This window comes from Rhizobium sp. Leaf262 (genome assembly GCF_001422245.1).
Taxonomy (GTDB): Bacteria; Pseudomonadota; Alphaproteobacteria; order Rhizobiales; family Rhizobiaceae; genus Agrobacterium.
In genome coordinates, this window is sequence record NZ_LMMM01000018.1 from 116,931 (window position 1) to 135,435 (window position 18,505).

14 protein-coding genes are annotated in these 18,505 nt (G+C 58.6%); 2 read left to right on the forward strand and 12 right to left on the reverse strand.

From position 1 onward, the window contains the following. Positions 1–29: 29 nt before the first annotated feature. The 3 genes from ASF29_RS18055 to ASF29_RS18065 all read right to left on the reverse strand — a co-directional run bounded on the left by ASF29_RS18055 (position 30) and on the right by ASF29_RS18065 (position 4,165). A complete protein-coding gene (locus ASF29_RS18055; protein ID WP_062452044.1) occupies positions 30–1,109 on the reverse strand; it encodes a Tim44 domain-containing protein in 1,080 nt (359 codons plus the stop codon). A 206-nt stretch (positions 1,110–1,315) separates the two neighbouring features. Then, entirely contained in the window at positions 1,316–2,911 is a 1,596-nt protein-coding gene (gene serA, locus ASF29_RS18060; RefSeq protein ID WP_062452045.1) for a phosphoglycerate dehydrogenase, read from the reverse strand. Between the two features lie 75 nt (positions 2,912–2,986). Next, entirely contained in the window at positions 2,987–4,165 is a 1,179-nt protein-coding gene (locus ASF29_RS18065; RefSeq protein ID WP_062452046.1) for a phosphoserine transaminase, read from the reverse strand. Positions 4,166–4,420: 255 nt separating this feature from the next. Here ASF29_RS18065 and ASF29_RS18070 point away from each other — a divergent pair, with 255 nt between their 5' ends. Then, positions 4,421–5,002, forward strand: a complete 582-nt coding sequence (locus tag ASF29_RS18070) for a DoxX family protein (protein ID WP_062452047.1) — start codon at positions 4,421–4,423, stop codon at positions 5,000–5,002. A 68-nt stretch (positions 5,003–5,070) separates the two neighbouring features. Here ASF29_RS18070 and ASF29_RS18075 read toward each other — a convergent pair whose 3' ends face one another. Next, complete coding sequence (locus ASF29_RS18075) at positions 5,071–5,871, reverse strand: outer membrane protein (protein WP_062452048.1); 801 nt, start codon at positions 5,869–5,871, stop codon at positions 5,071–5,073. A 536-nt stretch (positions 5,872–6,407) separates the two neighbouring features. Between ASF29_RS18075 and ASF29_RS18080 the strand changes: the two genes are divergently transcribed. Next, entirely contained in the window at positions 6,408–8,270 is a 1,863-nt protein-coding gene (locus tag ASF29_RS18080; RefSeq protein WP_082453621.1) for an EAL domain-containing protein, read from the forward strand. A 57-nt stretch (positions 8,271–8,327) separates the two neighbouring features. Here ASF29_RS18080 and glmM read toward each other — a convergent pair whose 3' ends face one another. The 8 genes from glmM to tolR all read right to left on the reverse strand — a co-directional run bounded on the left by glmM (position 8,328) and on the right by tolR (position 18,503). Continuing rightward, entirely contained in the window at positions 8,328–9,680 is a 1,353-nt protein-coding gene (gene glmM, locus ASF29_RS18085; RefSeq protein WP_062452050.1) for a phosphoglucosamine mutase, read from the reverse strand. Between the two features lie 440 nt (positions 9,681–10,120). Next, entirely contained in the window at positions 10,121–12,067 is a 1,947-nt protein-coding gene (gene ftsH / locus ASF29_RS18090; protein ID WP_062452051.1) for an ATP-dependent zinc metalloprotease FtsH, read from the reverse strand. A gap of 154 nt (positions 12,068–12,221) precedes the next feature. After that, entirely contained in the window at positions 12,222–13,541 is a 1,320-nt protein-coding gene (gene tilS / locus ASF29_RS18095; protein WP_062452052.1) for a tRNA lysidine(34) synthetase TilS, read from the reverse strand. A gap of 25 nt (positions 13,542–13,566) precedes the next feature. Continuing rightward, positions 13,567–14,568: a tol-pal system protein YbgF gene (gene ybgF, locus ASF29_RS18100; RefSeq protein WP_062452394.1), complete on the reverse strand. Its 1,002-nt coding sequence runs from the start codon at positions 14,566–14,568 to the stop codon at positions 13,567–13,569. A gap of 155 nt (positions 14,569–14,723) precedes the next feature. Further along, positions 14,724–15,257 (reverse strand): peptidoglycan-associated lipoprotein Pal, encoded by a 534-nt coding sequence (gene pal, locus ASF29_RS18105; protein WP_062452053.1) that lies wholly within the window; start codon positions 15,255–15,257, stop codon positions 14,724–14,726. 203 nt (positions 15,258–15,460) lie between these two features. Then, positions 15,461–16,774, reverse strand: coding sequence for a Tol-Pal system beta propeller repeat protein TolB (tolB, locus tag ASF29_RS18110; RefSeq protein WP_062452054.1), 1,314 nt, complete (start codon positions 16,772–16,774; stop codon positions 15,461–15,463). An 81-nt stretch (positions 16,775–16,855) separates the two neighbouring features. Further along, entirely contained in the window at positions 16,856–18,040 is a 1,185-nt protein-coding gene (locus ASF29_RS18115; protein ID WP_062452055.1) for a hypothetical protein, read from the reverse strand. 7 nt (positions 18,041–18,047) lie between these two features. Beyond that, entirely contained in the window at positions 18,048–18,503 is a 456-nt protein-coding gene (gene tolR, locus ASF29_RS18120; RefSeq protein WP_062452056.1) for a protein TolR, read from the reverse strand. Positions 18,504–18,505: the final 2 nt, after the last annotated feature.

Consider the following 18,505-nt stretch of genomic DNA (forward strand, 5'->3'; position numbering starts at 1 on the left):
CACATTTTCATTCAGTTTTTTTCAACCTGTCAGGCTGCGGCCTGAATGGCAGCGACCTGCCACTCCGAACCGTTCTGGCGAACGAATGTCCACAGCTCGGTTGATTCTTCCGGCTCATGCTCGTTGCCTTCAACGATCTTGCCGGTATTGCGATCACGCATCACGTCGATGGCGGAGTAGCGCATGGCGACCGTGGCGTAGTCCTTGCCCTCTTCGTGCCAGGCTTCGGCAACATCACCCTGCAACAGGGTCACGTCGCGCACGTCATTCTTGACACCGCTGGTGGCGTGGTCGCTCAGTTCCTCGGCCAGATAGGACATGGCTTCAGGCGTGGTCAGCTTGCGAAGGGCGCTATAGTCCTCGGCGGCATAGGCAGCCTGAACGTTCTCCAGCGTCTTCTGGAAGGTTTCCAGATCGACCTGCGTCACGCCGATTTCATCACCTTCCGACATGGCATTTTCATGCGGTGTCGGCTTGGCCGCGACAGGAGCAGCAGCAGCCGTTGCTGCGGCGGCGGCACCACCGAAGGAACCGGCCTTGGAGCCCATCTGCGGGATCTTGAAGCCACCCATAGAGTTCTGGTTGCCCTGTGGCGCAGAATAGTCACTGCGCGCCGAGCTGTTTCCAGCCGCACCGCCGAAAGCAGGCTTGCCCTGACGGCGCGATGCGAAGAAGCGCATGGCCAGCATGATCAGACCACCGATGAGAAGACCCTGCAGCAACATGCCGAAGAAACCGGCCATACCACCGAAGCCGCCACCCATGAGCATGCCGAACAGGCCACCCATCAGCAAACCACCCATGAGGCCGCCCATCATACCACCGAACATACCGCGGCTCTGCTGCGGCGCCTGTGCATTCGGGCGCGCAGGCTGTGCTGCACCCGGCGTTGCCTGGTTGGTATTCGGCGTCATGCTGCGGTTGATCGGAGCTGCCTGACCCGGCGTCGTATTTGTTGCAGGCGGCGCGGAAAAGGTTCTCGTGCCACGGCTACCGAAACCGCCGCTTGCGCGCCGTGCCTCGGCCATATCCACAGCAATGAATGAAACGGCAATGCCCAATGCGGCAACCGCAAACAAACCCCTAAAGCGCCTAATGGCAGCAAACATCGTCTTCTCCTGTTGCACCGCCCTCCCATTGAGCGGCTCGTCTTTGTCGATATAGCAACTATGGATCATCATTTTTAGAGGAATGGCATAAAATTTTTCGTGATATGCAACCTTGAGTAAATATATGGTCGTAAATACAAAAAACCCGGCACGGGATTTCTCCTGTGCCGGGTGATTTTCATGTGTCGAAGCTAGCCTGAACCAGCTTAGTCGATGTTGAAAGACAGCGACTTGACCTGACGGATGGCCGGGTTGGCGCGCAGCTTATCCAGCACGTCTTCCGAAACCGGACCATCAACGTAAAGAAGCGCAATCGCGTCGCCGCTTTCCTTTTCGCGACCCAGTTGGAAGTTGGCGATGTTGACGCCAGCTTCACCCAGCGTCGTACCCATAAAGCCGATCATGCCGGGAACGTCTGTGTTGGTGATATAGATCATGTGCTGACCGACATCGGCATCCATGTTGATGTTCTTGATCTGGATGAAACGGGCCTTGCCATCCGAGAACACCGTTCCGGCAACTGAACGAACCTGATTTTCAGTCTTCACGGTCAGCTTGATGAAGCCGTCGTAAACGCCGGTCTTGTCGCGCTTGACTTCGGAAAGGATGATGCCCTTTTCCTTGATCATGATGGGCGCGGAAACCATGTTCACGTCAGCCACCTGTGGGCGGATGAGACCGGCCAGAAGTGCAGAGGTCAGCGCCTTGGTGTTCATGTTGGCGGTCGCACCATCATAAAGGATTTCGATTTCCTTGGTGGCGCTTTCCTGCACCTGACCGACGAAGGAGCCGAGAACGTCTGCCAGCTTGATGAAGGGCTTGAGGCGCGGCGCTTCGTCAGCAGTGATGGACGGCATGTTGATGGCGTTGGAAACGGCACCCTTGACCAGATAGTCAGACATCTGCTCGGCAACCTGAAGCGCCACGTTCTCCTGTGCTTCCGTGGTCGATGCGCCAAGGTGCGGCGTGCAGACGACGTTGGGCAGGCCAAACAGAGGGCTTTCCGTTGCGGGCTCGACTTCGAACACGTCGAAACCGGCACCGGCGACATGGCCGGACTTGATGGCTTCGGCAAGTGCTGCCTCATCAACCAGACCACCACGGGCGCAGTTGATGATGCGAACGCCGGGCTTGGTCTTGGCAAGGTTCTCAGCGCCCAGAATGCCGCGCGTCTTGTCGGTCATCGGCACATGCAGGGTGATGAAATCGGCCTGGGCCAGAAGCTCGTCCAGCTCGACCTTGGTCACGCCCATTTCCTGCGCACGCTCTGGCGACAGGAAGGGGTCGTAGGCCAGAACATTCATCTTGAGACCGAGCGCACGCGAGCAGACGATGCCGCCAATGTTGCCCGCACCGATGACGCCCAGCGTCTTGCCGGTGATTTCGACGCCCATGAACTTGGACTTTTCCCACTTGCCAGCCTGCGTAGAGGTATCAGCAGCGGGAAGCTGGCGGGCAACGGCAAACATCAGCGCAATGGCGTGTTCAGCAGTCGTGATGGAGTTACCGAATGGCGTGTTCATAACGATGATACCGCGGCGCGAAGCAGCGGGAATATCGACATTGTCCACACCGATACCGGCGCGACCGATGACCTTGAGATTGGTCGCAGCTTCGATCAGCTTTTCGGTCGCCTTGGTGGCAGAGCGAATAGCCAGACCATCGTAATTGCCGATGATTTCGGCCAGCTTGTCCTTGTCCTTGCCGAGTTTCGGCTGGAAATCGACGTCTACGCCGCGATCACGGAAAATCTGGACGGCGGTTTCCGACAGTTCGTCAGATACGAGTACGCGAGGTGCCATGGTGTGGGCTCCTGAAAAAGGGTTTATTCTTGAAAGCGGAAATGCGCGGCCCTGCCGAGACAGGGCCGGAATAGATCAGGCAGCAGCCTTGAAAGTCGCAGCCTTCTGCGTTTCGAATGCCCACTTCAGCCAGGGCATGACGGCCTGCATGTCTGCGGTTTCGATAGTTGCACCGGCCCAGATGCGAAGGCCTGATGGAGCATCGCGATAGGCACCGATATCAAGCGCGACATTTTCCTTTTCGAGAAGGGCAACCATGCCCTTGGCGAAATCGGCCTGCGCGGCGGCGTCAAGAGCAGCTACGTCCTTGCAGACGATCTTGAGGCAGACGGAGGTGTTGGAGCGCGTCTCATCGACAACGGCCAGATTGGCAATCCAGTTATGCTCAGCCACGAAGTCGAAAATGACCTTTGCATTTGCATCGGCACGCGCCATCAGAGCCTTCAGGCCACCGAGGTTCTTCGCCCACAGCAGCGCATCGATATAGTCTTCGACGCAGAGCATGGACGGCGTGTTGATGGTTTCGCCGGTGAAGATGCCTTCGATCAGCTTGCCGCCTGAGGTCATGCGGAAAATCTTCGGCAGCGGCCAAGCAGGCACGTAAGTCGTCAGACGCTCGACAGCGCGTGGCGACAGGATAATGACGCCATGGCCACCCTCGCCGCCCAGAACCTTCTGCCAGGAGAAGGTCACGACGTCGAGCTTGGTAAAGTCCATGTCCTGCGCAAAGGCGGCAGACGTCGCATCGCAGATGGTGAGACCCTTGCGGTCGGCCGGAATGAAATCAGCGTTGGGAACGCGAACACCTGAGGTGGTGCCGTTCCAGGTAAAGACCACGTCACGGTCGAAATCGATCGTGGAAAGGTCAGGAAGAACGCCGTAATCGGCTTCGATTTTGCGCACGTCCTTCAGCTTCAGCTGCTTGACGACGTCGGTCACCCAACCGGCACCGAAGCTTTCCCACGCAACCATATCGACGCCGCGTTCACCGAGCAGCGACCACAGAGCCATTTCAACGGCGCCGGTGTCGGATGCAGGAACGATACCGATGCGATAATCGGCAGGAACGTTCAAAACTTCGCGGGTGAGATCGATGGCCTGCTTTAGCTTGGCTTTGCCAACCTTGGCGCGATGCGAACGACCAAGCGGTGCATCGGCGAGAGCTTCAAGCGACCAACCGGGACGCTTCGAGCAAGGACCAGAAGAGAAATGCGTATTGCCCGGACGGGTGTCCGGCTTCACTATATCTGTCATTTGACTACCCTTTCAGATAGGCGCCCCTCGTTAGGGAGAGGTGTCCTGACGCCGTTGCTATTCTTCTCGCCCGTCACAGTCAAGCGGAATATGTCGCAGCTGACAGGAAACTTGGCCCGTCTGCGTCATCCCCCCGGCACGCGCAGCCAAATCCCAGATGACTCATGCTGTTTTGCGAGCGTCTTGACACAGGTCAAACAAATCGCATGCCGACGGGTGCAGGTTGATGATCATCAACCCAGGAAAGATACTGACATGAATAAAAATGCTCCTTTTTCAAATGATCGCACTGCCCTCATCATCCCTTTGCTGTCCGGGTTCTATGAAAGATTTGCCCAGCCGCTCGCCTGGACGGCGCTTCGCGTCGCCATTGGTGGCATGCTCGTCGTTGAGGGATACCCCAAGATCATGGCACCGTTTGCACAGGTCGGCTTTGTTGAAAATCTGGGCTTCTACCCCGGCTGGCTGTGGTCGCCCACGCTGGCGGCCATGCAGTTTTTCGGCGGAATGTTTCTTGCGGTCGGGCTGTTTACGCGCCCTGTCGCGCTGGCCAATACGGTCATGCTGGCCATCACCCTGTGGTTCCATTTCGCCAACCCATACGGCCACGCCCTCTTGACGGAAGCCGGCATGGAAGCCTTGAAAGCGGCGGACCAAACGCTGTTCACCCCGCAAGGCCTGCGTCGTCTTGCCGATGGCGGCACGATCTTTCTGGAGCAGGTCCAGACAAAGGCGGAGCTCGCCTCGCTGTTCTGGACAGGTGGCGCAGCCCTCTTCGCTGCCTTCGGCGGCGGATATTGGTCGATGGACAGGTCCCTGCTGAAGAAGCAGTTCTGACCGCTGCACAAACGAATACCGCCCGTATCGGTCGCGATACGGGCGGTATGTTTTGTTCGGTGCTCAGCTTACTTGTAAACGGTCGGCTGAAGCGGAATGTCGGCTGGCGGAATGTACTGTGCCGTATCGCAACCGTTAAAGACATAACGGCCACCGACGCGGACTTCATGCGAGGTGATACCCTTGTCGCGACCACCTGACGTCAGGCCGCTGCCGCTGGTGCCGAACATGTCGCCGCTGCCTATCTGGCGGAAGCGGTAGCCCACATCGGCCTTCAGGTTGCACGTCACGTCGATAGAAGCGCCGGCCATGAGGTTATAGGCAAAACGCCAGTTGTCCTTGCCGCCGAGATCGCAGCCGCCGCAAGTCGTCAGATCTTTCCATTTCACATTGGCACCACCGATACCGGCACCCAGATAGGGCGTGATGCGTCCGTAGGTTCCAAGATCAACATAGGCATTGGCCATCAACACATAAGCACGCATCGATGATTCGGCACTGTTGAGGAACGGTGCCTCTCCCTTGAACTTGGATTTCGCCATATAGTCCAGTGTCAGATCGGTGCGCAGATAGTTGTTGATCTGGTAACCAACGCCGCCGCCGATGACGAAATTGTCCTTCATGGACGTTCTCGAAAAGCTTTGATCGGTCGCTACGCCACCGACAACGCGGTTGAAGTCAACACCACGCGATTTATTGAACGAATATCCGACATCGCCGCGCAGATACCAGCCGCTGGCCTGCTGAACCTGAACTTCAGGTGCATTGTCAACGAATGCTGGTTGCGGCTCGGCCTGATAGACATCGGCTGCAAAAGCGGTTTGGCATGCCATCAATACGGCAACGATACCGATCAGGCTCTTTTTCATAACGGCGGCTCCCTAAGTGGTATCGGCATGGCGAATACCCGTGAATTCTTCATTTACGAAGCCTGAAGGAAATTGGTTAAATCCCTGTTAAAATCTTCGGAAGCTCTCCCAATTCTGCTAAGAAACTTGGTTAATACTCACTGTATCGAGACATAACCTTCTACACCCTAGAAAAATAAAAATCCCGCATTGCGTGCGGTTTTAGCATTGAACCGCTCACGCAAGCGCCTGAGCATGTGATGTAGAAATAATATTTTGTTAGCTAATATTATTGTCCTAATCGCAACTGTCGTCGGTTAACCTCAGTATTGGCTGGAAGTTTAGTTTCGGCTGATCGATTACAGTCAGACATGATGGGCTGACTTCGAAGGGAATTCCCTCCCTTGCATCCTGCGGCAGGCTGTCGCGGAACGCTAAAACCATCTCAAGGTTCACCATCGTTGAAGACCTCACTGAAGCTCCTGTCTGAACTCGTCAAAATCCCGGATCACAATCCTGATCTGCTGATCGCCAAATATCGCGCCTTTTGCAGGCAGATGCCGATCATGTATTTCATCCTGATTTCGAGCACATGGGCTCTGGCAGCGACACATATGCCTGTCGCGCCGGCGTGGCTGACGCTTGCGATCCCGACGGTTTTCACGGTGATCAGCGCCGCCCGCGTCGTCTTCTGGTGGAAATCGCGCAAGGAAATTCCCACAGCTGCTTACGCGCTCACTGCCCTGAAGAGAACGCAACGCCTGTCAATCGGCATCGCCAGCGCATTCACGCTGTGGTCTTTCCTGCTTTATCCTTACGGCGATGCGTATCAGCAGTCCCACATCGCTTTCTATATGGCTATCACGGTCATATCCTGCATCTTCTGTCTGATGCATGTGCGCTCGGCGGCCTTTTTCGTCGCGGTCATCGTCAACGGCACCTTCATCGTCTTCTTCACAGCAACCGGTCACGCCACGTTCATTGCCATTGCCATCAATATCCTGCTGGTCAGTTTCGGCATGCTGGCCGTATTGGTCGTGAATTACCGCAATTTCGAACGCATGATCAGCGCCCAGCAGCAAACGCAGGCCCTCAGCAACGAAAACCTGCGGCTGGCCAATATCGACAGCCTGACCGGCCTGCCCAACAGACGCGCCTTTTTCAACCATCTCGGCGAAGCCTTCCAGACCGCGACCGACAACAGCGCGCGGCTGGCCATCGGCGTCATCGATCTGGACGGCTTCAAACCCGTCAACGACCTCTATGGGCATTCCTCGGGCGACCGCCTTCTGGTAGAGGTCAGCAACCGGTTGAGACGCGAATTTTCATCGGACGATCTCTTCCTGTCCCGGCTGGGTGGCGATGAATTCGCATTCGTCATCTCGGACATTGCCATTGATCGGGACGTGGTCGGCGAAGGCAACCGGATGTGCGCGCTCCTGCGTTCGCCATTCCATCTTCCCGAAGCCACGATCATGATTTCCGGTTCCATCGGCATCGCCGTCTTCCCGGATCTCGCCTCCACATCGGAAGAACTGTTTGATCGCGCCGATTACGCGCTCTATCACGGAAAGCGACAGAAACGCGGCAACAGCACTCTCTTCACCGCCCGCCACGTGGCCGAAATTCACCGGGACGCACGCATCGAACAGACGCTGAAACAGGCCAATCTCGCCGAAGAACTGTCCGTCGTGTTCCAACCCATCGTCGATGTGCTGCGTCAGCAGACCACCGGCTTCGAGGCGCTCGCCCGCTGGAACAGCAAGGTGCTGGGCACGGTTTCTCCCGCCCAGTTCATTCCCATCGCCGAGCGTGCCGGCATCATTGGCAGCCTTACGCGACCGCTGCTGAAGAAGGCTTTAAGGGCTGCCAGCAAATGGCCCGGCGACTTGCGGCTGTCATTCAACCTGTCGGCACAGGATCTGAACAGCCCGGAAGCGGTGACCGGCATCATAGCGATTATCGAAACAAGCGGTTTCGATGCGGCACGGCTCGATCTTGAAATCACCGAAACGGCTTTCATCCACGATACCAGCCAGGCTCGCCGATCCGTCGAAATGCTGAGACAGATCGGCTGCGGCATCTCGCTGGATGACTTCGGGACCGGCTATTCCAGTCTGACATCGCTCCATTCGCTGCCCCTGACGAAGATCAAGATCGACCACAGCTTCGTCCACGATATTCAGGACAACCCGGCCAGCGAAAAAATCGTCCGCTCAGTGCTGACACTCAGTCGCGAAATGGGCCTGGACGCCATTGTCGAAGGCGTGGAATGCGCAGAGGAAATGGCCGTCATCAGGCATCTCGGCGCGCGGTTCGTGCAGGGTTATCTCTTTTCCAAGCCATTGGAAGAAGCAGCCATCCCCGGCTTTCTCGCCTCCGGGCGAGACGATGGCACATTGCTGACGCAGACGGCCTGAGGCATCGCCGCACGGTATAGAAGGCCGGCATCGCCAGCCTTCTTCAAACGTCAGATATCAGGCTGCCGATCTGGCATTGGAAATGACGCCGACGAGATCATTGACGATCCGCTCGACCTGCGCGCTGTCGTCGCCTTCCGCCATCACCCGGATCAACGGCTCCGTTCCAGACGGGCGAATGACCAGCCGACCATTGTTGGCCAAGGCGCTTTCCGCATCGGCGATCGCCTGCTGAACCACAGGGTTTTCCAGCGGCTTTCCACCGGTCGTGCGAACATTTTTCAACAGTTGCGGCACCGGCTCGAATTTGCGGCAAACCTCACTGACCGTGCGACCCGAACGCTTGACGCGGGCGAGCACCTGAAGCGCCGCCACCAGGCCGTCACCCGTGGTGCCGTAGTCGGACAGAACGATATGACCGGACTGTTCTCCACCCACGTTGAAGTCGTGGTTGCGCATATGCTCGACGACATAGCGGTCGCCCACCTTGGTGCGCGCAAGCGTCATTCCCTTGTCAGTCAGGAACCGTTCAAGGCCCAGATTGGACATGACGGTCGCGACGATGCCGCCGCCGCGCAGGATCTTGTCGTCGGCCCAGCTATGGGCGATCGTCGCCATCAACTGGTCGCCATCAACGATCTGACCCTGCTCGTCCACGATGATCACGCGGTCCGCATCGCCATCGAGCGCAATACCGATATCGGCGCGAACCTCATGCACCTTCTTCTGCAAGGTTTCGGGATAGGTGGAACCGCACTCGAAATTGATGTTGGTGCCGTTAGGCTCATTGCCGATGGTCACCACTTCTGCACCCAACTCCCACAGTGCTGCGGGTGCCACCTTGTATGCCGCACCGTTGGCGCAATCGATCGCGATCCGCAGACCGCTCAGCGTCACATCACGCGGCAGGGTACGCTTGACGAACTCGATATAGCGGTAGATGTCGCCATCCACGCGCTTGGCGCGACCGATCTCATGCGGCTTGGCCAGCTGCGCATAGATATCCTTGTCGAGCAAATCTTCGATTTCGAGCTCCAGTTCGTCGGAAAGCTTGTATCCATCCGGCCCGAAGAGCTTGATACCATTGTCGGCAAACGGATTGTGCGACGCCGAGATCATCACGCCGATATCGGCACGCAGAGACCGCGTCAACATAGCCACGGCAGGCGTCGGGATCGGTCCCAGCAGGAACACGTCCAGCCCGGCTGCGGTAAAACCGGCAACGAGCGCGTTTTCCAGCATGTAACCTGACAGACGTGTGTCCTTACCGATCACCACGCGGTGGCGGTGATGTCCGCGACGGAAAATCGTACCAACGGCAATGCCCAGCCGCATGGCCAGATCCGGCGTCATCGGGAAAACGTTGGATTGCCCGCGAATACCATCGGTTCCGAAATAGCGACGTGTCATGTGAACTCCAGAATTTGTCCCGCGCGCAGCCTCCACAACCGGGATGCACCACGCCCTTTCTGGCTAAATGCCACAAAAGCATGCGTACAGCACGTAAATTACGGCAAAAACCCAATATATGTCGTTACCACACGGGCTTTTCCCCAGCGAAATACTTACCCGCTGCGTCCATCGTAATGGTGGTGGGTGGGGCTCACCCCCCTCTGCCCTGCCGGGCATCTCCCCACAAGGAGGGAGATTGGCTGGGCTCACGAACCCCGTCCTATCCGCAGCGTTTGAGATGAGCGAGACCTCTCAGCGAGTCGATCTCCCCACCTGTGGGGGAGATGCCCGGCAGGGCAGAGGGGGGTGAGCCACACCCACAACGCCACTCGTCGTTCACCAAAACAAAAACGGCCGCCCCTTTCGGAGCGGCCTTGTATCTTCATATTCCACAAACCTTAGTGCGGCTGGGGTTCCATGCCGCCCTCGGCCTCACCGTCGCCCTTGGCTTCCGTCGGGCCGTCCTTCTTGGTGCCAGCCTTCGGCACCGCAGAACCACGGCTGTTCGGAGAATCGTCGCCCAGATCACGGGCAGGCTTTTCGCCTCGGATCAGCGCCTTGATCTCTTCGCCGGTCAGCGTTTCGTATTCCAGAAGACCCTCGGCGATGGCGACGAAGCCGTCGTGATTTTCCGTCAGGATGCGGCGGGCCTCGGTATAGGCATCGTCGATCAGACGGCGCACTTCCGTGTCGATCGTCTGCGCGGTGGCTTCGGAAACGTTCTTGGACTGCGAGACGGAATGGCCAAGGAACACTTCCTGCTGGTTCTCGCCATAGGCCACCTGACCGAGTGCGTCTGAAAAGCCCCACTGCGTAACCATGGCACGGGCAAGCTTGGTTGCCTGCTCGATGTCGGAAGATGCGCCGGAGGTGATATTCTCCTTGCCGAAGGTCAACTCTTCCGCAACACGACCACCCATCATGATGATGAGGCGCGAGACCATCCACTTGTAGCTCATCGAATAGCGGTCGCCTTCCGGCAACTGCATGACCATGCCGAGCGCACGACCACGCGGAATGATCGTAGCCTTGTGCAAGGGATCAGCCACGGCAACTTTCAGCGCGGTAATCGCGTGGCCAGCTTCGTGATAGGCGGTCAGTTTCTTCTCGGCCTCGGTCATGGCGGAAGAGCGACGCTCCGCACCCATCATGATCTTGTCCTTGGCATCTTCGAATTCTGCCATGGTCACGACACGCTTGTTACGGCGTGCTGCCATCAGGGCTGCTTCGTTGACGAGGTTCATCAGGTCGGCACCGGAAAAACCGGGTGTGCCTCGGGCAAGAACCTTGAGATCGACATTCGGTGCCAGCGGAACATTTCGGGCATGAACCTTGAGGATGCGCTCGCGACCGACGATATCCGGGTTCGGAACCACGACCTGACGGTCGAAACGGCCCGGACGCAGAAGTGCAGGGTCGAGAACGTCAGGACGGTTGGTCGCGGCAATAAGGATGATGCCCTCATTGGCTTCGAAGCCGTCCATTTCGACCAGCAACTGGTTCAGCGTCTGCTCGCGTTCATCGTTACCGCCGCCAAGACCGGCGCCACGATGGCGACCGACGGCGTCGATTTCGTCGATGAAGATGATGCAGGGTGCGTTTTTCTTGGCCTGTTCGAACATGTCGCGCACACGGCTTGCGCCGACGCCCACGAACATTTCAACGAAGTCGGAACCGGAAATGGTGAAGAAGGGAACGTTGGCTTCACCGGCAACGGACCGCGCCAGCAAGGTCTTACCCGTACCGGGAGGGCCGACAAGCAGCACGCCGCGCGGGATCTTGCCGCCCAGACGCTGGAATTTCTGCGGATCGCGAAGGAACTCGACGATTTCCTCCAGATCCTGCTTGGCTTCATCCACACCGGCAACGTCGTCGAACGTCACACGGCCATGTGCTTCGGTCAGAAGCTTGGCCTTGGATTTGCCAAAGCCCATCGCGCCGCGCGAACCGCCCTGCATCTGCCGCATGAAGAACAGCCAGACGCCAAGGATGAGGAACATCGGCAGCAAGGTGCCCAGATAGCTCAGGAAACCGGAAGAACCATCGCTTTCAGGACGCGCAACAATGCTGACATTCTTGGTCTGAAGGCGTTCCATCAAAGCATCGTCGATGACGGGCGAATAGGTCTGAAACGCGGTGGAGTTCTCGGTATAGGTACCCATAACCCGGTTGCCGGTGACGGTGACTTCACGCACTCGGCCAGCATCCACATCGCGCAGGAACTGAGAATACGGTATCTCACGCGAACTCGACTGCGACGGCGACGTCTGGAACATGCTGAACAAGGCGATCAGCAAAAGAGCGATCACTGCCCACAAGGCGAAATTTCTAAAATTTGGGTTCATCGAACTCCCCGAACTGCAACGGACGAATGCGCGCCCGCCATTATGTTGCTCCTAACATAAGGAGGAGAGGTGCCGTTGCCAAGGCGGGCGCGAACATCAGTTGCGATTTGAGGTAAAAACTCTGAGAAAAACCGATGCGGCAGCGATTGCCGCGTCATAAGGGCGCTGGCGGATAGGTCCCACGCCCGACAAGGCGGGCGATACGGTTGGCAAGTTCGTAATCGAAACGCGGCAGAAAGACATCGTAAGGCGCCAGCACCGGGCGCATGCTCACCGCCTCCGGGCGCGATTCCGCCAGCTGCGGGCCCTCATGGCTTTCGATCACCGGCAGGGTCTGCCGCACCCGCCTGACGACCCCTGCCGGAACGGATGCGGGAAAATCTGCCGCAACCATGTCGGAACCGGCTGCACGAAAGGTCATGTCGAGGCCTGAAAGGTTGGCGACTTCCATCCTGCCGTCCCAGATCGCTTTGCCCCCGCCGGGGATCATGATTGCGGGCAGGTCCCTGTTTTCGCGCATCAGATATAGGGCCTCCCTGCGGCGATCGAACACGACACGACCGGCGGTCATCCTGCCAGGTTCCGACTGCATGGCGAAGGACACTACCTTGTCCAGGGTCTGCGCCGCCATCGAGAACCGGCGTCCACCGATGACACAGGCCACGGCCGAAAGCGCATATCGAAGGGTTGCCGACGACGCGTCCAGACAGGCGACCGGAAGTCCGACCAGGCCGTGACCATAAGATTGAAAGGCGTTTTCGACGAAATGCGCCGCATCGAGCGCCAGGGTCGAACGCTGGATTGACTGATCCATCAACGACCGGTCTTCGAGCAAGGGCAGGTGCCGCGTTCGCACGCGCTCATATTTCATATCGTCATTGCTCGGGTCTTCGACCCAGCTCTGCCCCTCCCCGCTCAGGAAATCGCGAATGTCCTGACGTGTGGAGTTGAGAAACGGCCTGACGATCCAGTGACGCCCGCCATAAAGCATGGCATCCGCCATGCCGGCCAGTCCGAGATTGTCCTGCCTTGCGCTTCTCGCGCCCCTCATGGCAATCGTTTCCAACTGGTCGCCGCGTGTATGCCCGACGACGATCATGTCCGCGCCGATGTCGTCGGCGACATCGGCAATGAGGGCATAACGGGCAAGCCGTGCCGCAGCGGAAAGCCCGGTTGCGGGTTTGGCCGTGTCCCAGCGGCGCAGGTGATGGGGGATGCCCATGCGGGTGCACAGCGCCGCGACACCCCTCGCCTCCGCGCCGGATTCCGGGCGCAGCGCGTGGTCGATGCTCACGGCATGGAGTGAGATATCGGCTCTGCCCGCATCCCGGCACACGCGATCAAGCGCCATCAGCAGACCGGTCGAGTCGCTGCCGCCGGAAATCGCCACGAGAAGGCGGGAGGGCTTTTGAATTTTGTCTATGAAATGTCGTGCAGCCTCAAGCGGCGCAATCGGCGTTACGGAAAACGACATATCGTCATCACCGCCACGCGATTCATCAGCAGCTCAGGCGCTTCTGCTCGCTCGTCACCTTGCCGAGAACGGTCTTCGAGGCGCTGGGATAGCGTTTCGGCACTTCGCGAAGGGTCGCGCAGGCGGTTTCCTTGTTGTCGAGGGCGGCAAGAGACATGCCCAGTTTCAGCAGCATTTCCGGTGCCTTCGGCGATTTGCCATAGGTCTGGTGCGCGTTGAGGAACGTCTTGGCCGAATCCGTGAACTTGCCCTGGCTGTACTGCGCTTCGCCGAGCCAGAAATTGGCGTCTGCCGCCTTGGCGCCCTTGGGATAGCCCTGAATATACTGCTCGAAGCCTTTTTCCGCAGCCTTGTAGTCGCCCGCAAGAACGTGGCTGTAGGCGGCCTGATAAATGTCGTTCTCGCTGGTCAGCGCCGCCGTGTTGACGGGATCCGGGCTGGAGCTACGGCCCGTTTCGACGCCGGGAAGAGTTCCCGCGGAATTGTTGGCATTCGAATTGAGGCTGCCACCAACAGGCATGCCACGCGAATCGAGTTCGATGGAGCCAAGCGTCGTTTCGCCCGGCGCTGCGGTTCCACGCGGCCCGGTCGCAGTCGCGCCAGGTGCGCCACCCATTGAAGCGCCGCCCTGGGGCGGCGTTTCAATGATGGTTGCGACGTCATCCTGCGCGCCGGTCGAAGGCACATCGGCTTCGGCCTTCTTCTTCGGTGCCGGAGCAGCGGACTTGCCACCTTCCAGTTCCTGGAAGCGGAATTCGTTGTCTTCCTGCGCCTTGCGGATGGTTTCCTGCATCTGCAGCAACTGGAAGCTCATTTCCTCGATACGGCCATTCAGCTGGCGGATCTGTTCTTCGAGTTGCTGTACGCGATAGGTTTCGTTCGCCTGTACGTTGACCACCGGTGCATTCTGAGGGTTCGACGTGCTAGAGCCGCCACCCCAACCGAACAACGGTCCCGAAACGGCAGTGCCGCTCAAGCCGGTGCAGGCTGCAAGCCCCAGCATCCCCGCCACGACAAGTTTCTTCATGTTGCGTCCTGTCTGGTTGATTTGCGCCCCAACGACGCAAAACCGGATTTTTTCCATCTGGCGTGAAAAAGCAACTTAACTTCGGCCAAACTATGGAAAAAAGAAAGGCGGCCCGAAGACCGCCTTACAATTCTCATCACGTCGTTGCGAGGCAATTACATGCCTGCGCCACCCAGGACGGTAACCGCACGACGGTTCTGCGACCAGCAGGAGATGTCGTCGCAAACGGCGACCGGACGTTCCTTGCCGTAGGAAATGGTCTTCATGCGGTTTGCAGGTACACCCTGCGAAGCGAGGAATTCCTTGGTGGCGGCTGCACGGCGTGCACCCAGCGCAAGGTTGTATTCGCGCGTACCGCGTTCGTCGGCATGGCCTTCGACGGTGATGGCGTAGTTAGGATAACGGGCCAGCCACTGTGCCTGACGCTGCAGGGTCTGCTGCGCATCTGCGCGGATCGACGTGCTGTCTGTGTCGAAGAAGATACGGTCGCCGACATTGACCGTGAAGTCCTGTGCAGAACCCGGCGTTGCGGAACCTGCGCCACCAAGGCCCAGTTCGCCAGCGCTGTTCGGCATGTTCTTCTTGTTGGCGCAACCAGCCAGCGCCAGCGCAAGCGTCAAGGCGATCATAGCCGGGTTACGGGCGAGTTTCTGCATGGGGCCGAGTGCCGAGGTGTGTGTACGGCTCATCGCCGGTCTCTCCTTAGAATTTCAGTAACGTTGCCAGACAATAACCGATTGCAGTTAATTGCCCCCAAACAATTATGGTTAACAGAAAGGAAATGTCCCGCCTTTTTTGCTCCCTCTCGATATTTGCAGCAAGAAAGCAGGACACGTCCCGATGGCATGCGTAGAAAATATGGCGGCGCATCTGCACCGCCATAATGGTTTGATCAATCCAGAAGCGGCGACCATGCCGGGTCGGACGCAAAGGTCGGCGTCTTGACCAGCTGTTCGTTGTAACCGCTCAGATCGATGGAATAGAGCTGCGGGCCACCGGCACCGGCTGCCTGACGGAAGAACATCAGCACGCGGCCATTCGGCGCCCATGTCGGGCCTTCATTATGGAAGCCGGACGTCAGAATGCGCTCACCCGAACCATCCGGCTTCATGACACCGATGGAGAACTTGCCGCCCGACTGCTTGGTAAAGGCAATCAGATCGCCGCGAGGGGACCAGACCGGCGTGGAATAGGAACCATCACCGAAGGAAACGCGGGTCTGGCCGGAGCCATCGGCATTCATCACGTAAATCTGCTGGCGTCCACCACGGTCGCTTTCAAAAGCGATGCGCTGACCATCCGGTGCGTAGGACGGTGCCGTGTCGATGGCGCCGGTGTTGGTCAGACGCGTGGTCGTGCGCGACCGCAGGTCCATGGTGTAGATGTTCGCATTGCCTTCCTGCTGAAGGCTCATGATGACCTTCTGTCCGTCCGGCGAGAAGCGCGGCGAGAACGTCATGCCTGGAAAGTTACCGACCACTTCACGCTGCCCGGTTTCCAGCTGCAACAGATAAACGCGCGGCTGCTGGCCTTCGAAGGACATATAGGTCACTTCCTGGCGGCTTGGCGAAAAGCGCGGCGTCAGAACGAGGTCTTTCGTATTGGTCAGGTTGCGGACGTTGAAACCGTCCTGGTCCATGATCGACAAAGCACGCTTGCGGTCCGTCTTCGGGCCGCTTTCGGAAACGAAGACGACGCGGGTGTCGAAGTAGCCCTTTTCGCCCGTCACGCGCTCATAAATCGCATCCGCGATGATATGCGCCACACGACGCCAGTTTTCCGGCTGGGTGAAGAACTGCTGGCCGGTCATCTGCTGGTTGGCGAATGTGTCCCACAGGCGGAACTCGGCGCGGAGGCGTCCATCGGCTTCCTTGGTCACGCGACCCGTGACGAGAGCCTGCGCATTGATGACCTTCCAGTCTTCGAAACGCGGCTGCTGATCGGGATTGCTGATCTTCTCGATGAAAGCGTTCTTGTTGATCGGCGCAAACAGGCCGGAACGCTGAAGATCGGCGGCGATAACCTGCGAGACCTGCGCACCGATGCCGTCCGCCGACATGAAGTCGGTGATGGCGATGGGCAGCGGCTGCACATTGCCCTTGTTGATGTTGATCTGAACCTCAGCACTAGCAGGTGTTACCGCAACCAGCGAAAACAGCATGCCGGAGGCAACCATCACCGCACGCAGGAGAGACAACTTCATCATTGAGACAAGCCTTTCAGCTTCATACAAAAATTGGACATCGATTTGGGGAGTAACTGTTTCATCGGTCCCAAAACTGTCGGTTCAAAGGGCAAAATCGGATGGGTCGAAGTTCAAGACCAACGTGTTCCATCCTTTCTCGCCGTCGTATTTTTCGCGTGGCAGGTTCTGCAAAGGCGCCGACCGCAAAAGTGCGCGGCGCGTGCTGCTTTCTACAGCCCGCCGCGTTCCTTCCGGCCCGCCCGTTGCCGTAATTTCCGGCTGGCCAACGATATTGCCGGATGGGTCCAGCGAAACACGAATGACCACTCGCACGTCCGCGACACCGGTCAGGCCACCGGGCATATTCCAGTTACCCTGAATCTGGCCACGAACATTGTCGATTTCACTGGCGCTGAGACCAGTACCAATCGTCTTCTTGCCGCCAAGCGAGGCTGTTTCGGTGGAGCGCTTCGCGCCACCGCCAGAGGGGGCCTGCTTGTTCAGCAAAGCCGAGATTTCATCGGCGTTGAATTCGCTGGACTGGGACGCGGCAGCTTTCGCCGTTTCCTGCTTGCGCTCGCCGGGCTTCTTGTCGGACGGCTTGTCGTTCGACTTGGCCTGATCCGGCTTCTTCTCGGCGGGCTTTTCCGCAGGCTTCTGTTCTGCCTGCTTGGGCGGCTCAGGCTTAGGCGGCTCCGGCTTGGGCTCAGGCGGCTGCGGACGCGAATTCGGTCGCGGCACGTTCGGCGGCACGGGAATTTCCGCCGGCTCCTTGTTTTCCGGCGGCGGCTCCTGGGCCTGCTGTTGTGCTGGCGGCTGTGTCGGCGTCGGTGGCGTTGCTATTTCCGGCTTCGGAATAGGAAGGGATGCCGTTTCCTGCGGTGGAGGCGCAGACGTCTCCTCCTTGACGATATCCTTCACCTCGTTGGGCTTGGTATCGACCACGGGCGCTGGCTTCTCCTGCTTGGGGGGAGCCGCGGCGGTATCATTGGTGTTGGGCTTGGTGGTCGGTGTCGGCGGCGCTTCGATGTCGGTCGTGTTGTTACCGGCGTTCTGCGCGTTGGGCACGATATCGGGACGTGTCGTTGGCACGGGCGCGGATTTGTCGGCCTTGGCCGCATCCTTGGCGCCCTGCTGGATTTGCGTCATCTCTTCCACGGACACGAGATCGACAGGCATCGACTCGGCCTGAGACACCTCGAGCGGTGCCGGCGAGCCCAGGGAAACCAGGGCAACAGCCAGCAGCGAGGCGTGCACAATCGCGGATGTGGTAACGCTGCCCTTCATGCTGAGATCAATTATCCTGTTTCTGTTGCGTCACGAGACCGATATTCTTGAAGCCAGCCGCCTGAATGCGAGCCATGACATCGGCCACGATGCCGTAGGCTGCAATCGAGTCCGCCTTCACGAAAATGCGCTCATTATAGCCGGTGGTGGAAATCGCCTGCAGCTTGTCAGCCACTTCGGCGGCCTGGATCGGCGTTTCCTGCAAATGGATCACGCCATCCGCATTCACCGTAATCGTAATCGGCTGCGTCTCGGAATTCAGCGCGGACGCAGAGGTTTGCGGCAGATCGACCGGCACGCCGACCGTCATCATCGGCGCCGCCACCATGAAGATGATGAGCAGCACCAGCATGACGTCCACAAGTGGCGTCACGTTGATTTCGCTGATTGCACCGCCCCTGCGGCGTCCACGGCCCCGGCGTCCACCGGAACCTCCGCCACCACCGCCTGCTGACATTCCCATTC

Excerpts from the sequence above, each read along its gene's own strand:
- ASF29_RS18075 (WP_062452048.1), bottom strand. The coding sequence starts at position 5,871 with ATGAAAAAGAGCCTGATCGGTATCGTTGCCGTATTGATGGCATGCCAA.
- ASF29_RS18055 (WP_062452044.1), bottom strand. The coding sequence starts at position 1,109 with ATGTTTGCTGCCATTAGGCGCTTTAGGGGTTTGTTTGCGGTTGCCGCA.
- pal (WP_062452053.1), bottom strand. The coding sequence starts at position 15,257 with ATGAGCCGTACACACACCTCGGCACTCGGCCCCATGCAGAAACTCGCC.
- ftsH (WP_062452051.1), bottom strand. The coding sequence starts at position 12,067 with ATGAACCCAAATTTTAGAAATTTCGCCTTGTGGGCAGTGATCGCTCTT.
- tolB (WP_062452054.1), bottom strand. The coding sequence starts at position 16,774 with ATGATGAAGTTGTCTCTCCTGCGTGCGGTGATGGTTGCCTCCGGCATG.
- ASF29_RS18065 (WP_062452046.1), bottom strand. The coding sequence starts at position 4,165 with ATGACAGATATAGTGAAGCCGGACACCCGTCCGGGCAATACGCATTTC.
- ASF29_RS18115 (WP_062452055.1), bottom strand. The coding sequence starts at position 18,040 with ATGAAGGGCAGCGTTACCACATCCGCGATTGTGCACGCCTCGCTGCTG.
- tilS (WP_062452052.1), bottom strand. The coding sequence starts at position 13,541 with ATGTCGTTTTCCGTAACGCCGATTGCGCCGCTTGAGGCTGCACGACAT.
- serA (WP_062452045.1), bottom strand. The coding sequence starts at position 2,911 with ATGGCACCTCGCGTACTCGTATCTGACGAACTGTCGGAAACCGCCGTC.
- glmM (WP_062452050.1), bottom strand. The coding sequence starts at position 9,680 with ATGACACGTCGCTATTTCGGAACCGATGGTATTCGCGGGCAATCCAAC.
- tolR (WP_062452056.1), bottom strand. The coding sequence starts at position 18,503 with ATGGGAATGTCAGCAGGCGGTGGTGGCGGAGGTTCCGGTGGACGCCGG.
- ASF29_RS18080 (WP_082453621.1), top strand. The coding sequence starts at position 6,408 with ATGCCGATCATGTATTTCATCCTGATTTCGAGCACATGGGCTCTGGCA.
- ybgF (WP_062452394.1), bottom strand. The coding sequence starts at position 14,568 with ATGAAGAAACTTGTCGTGGCGGGGATGCTGGGGCTTGCAGCCTGCACC.
- ASF29_RS18070 (WP_062452047.1), top strand. The coding sequence starts at position 4,421 with ATGAATAAAAATGCTCCTTTTTCAAATGATCGCACTGCCCTCATCATC.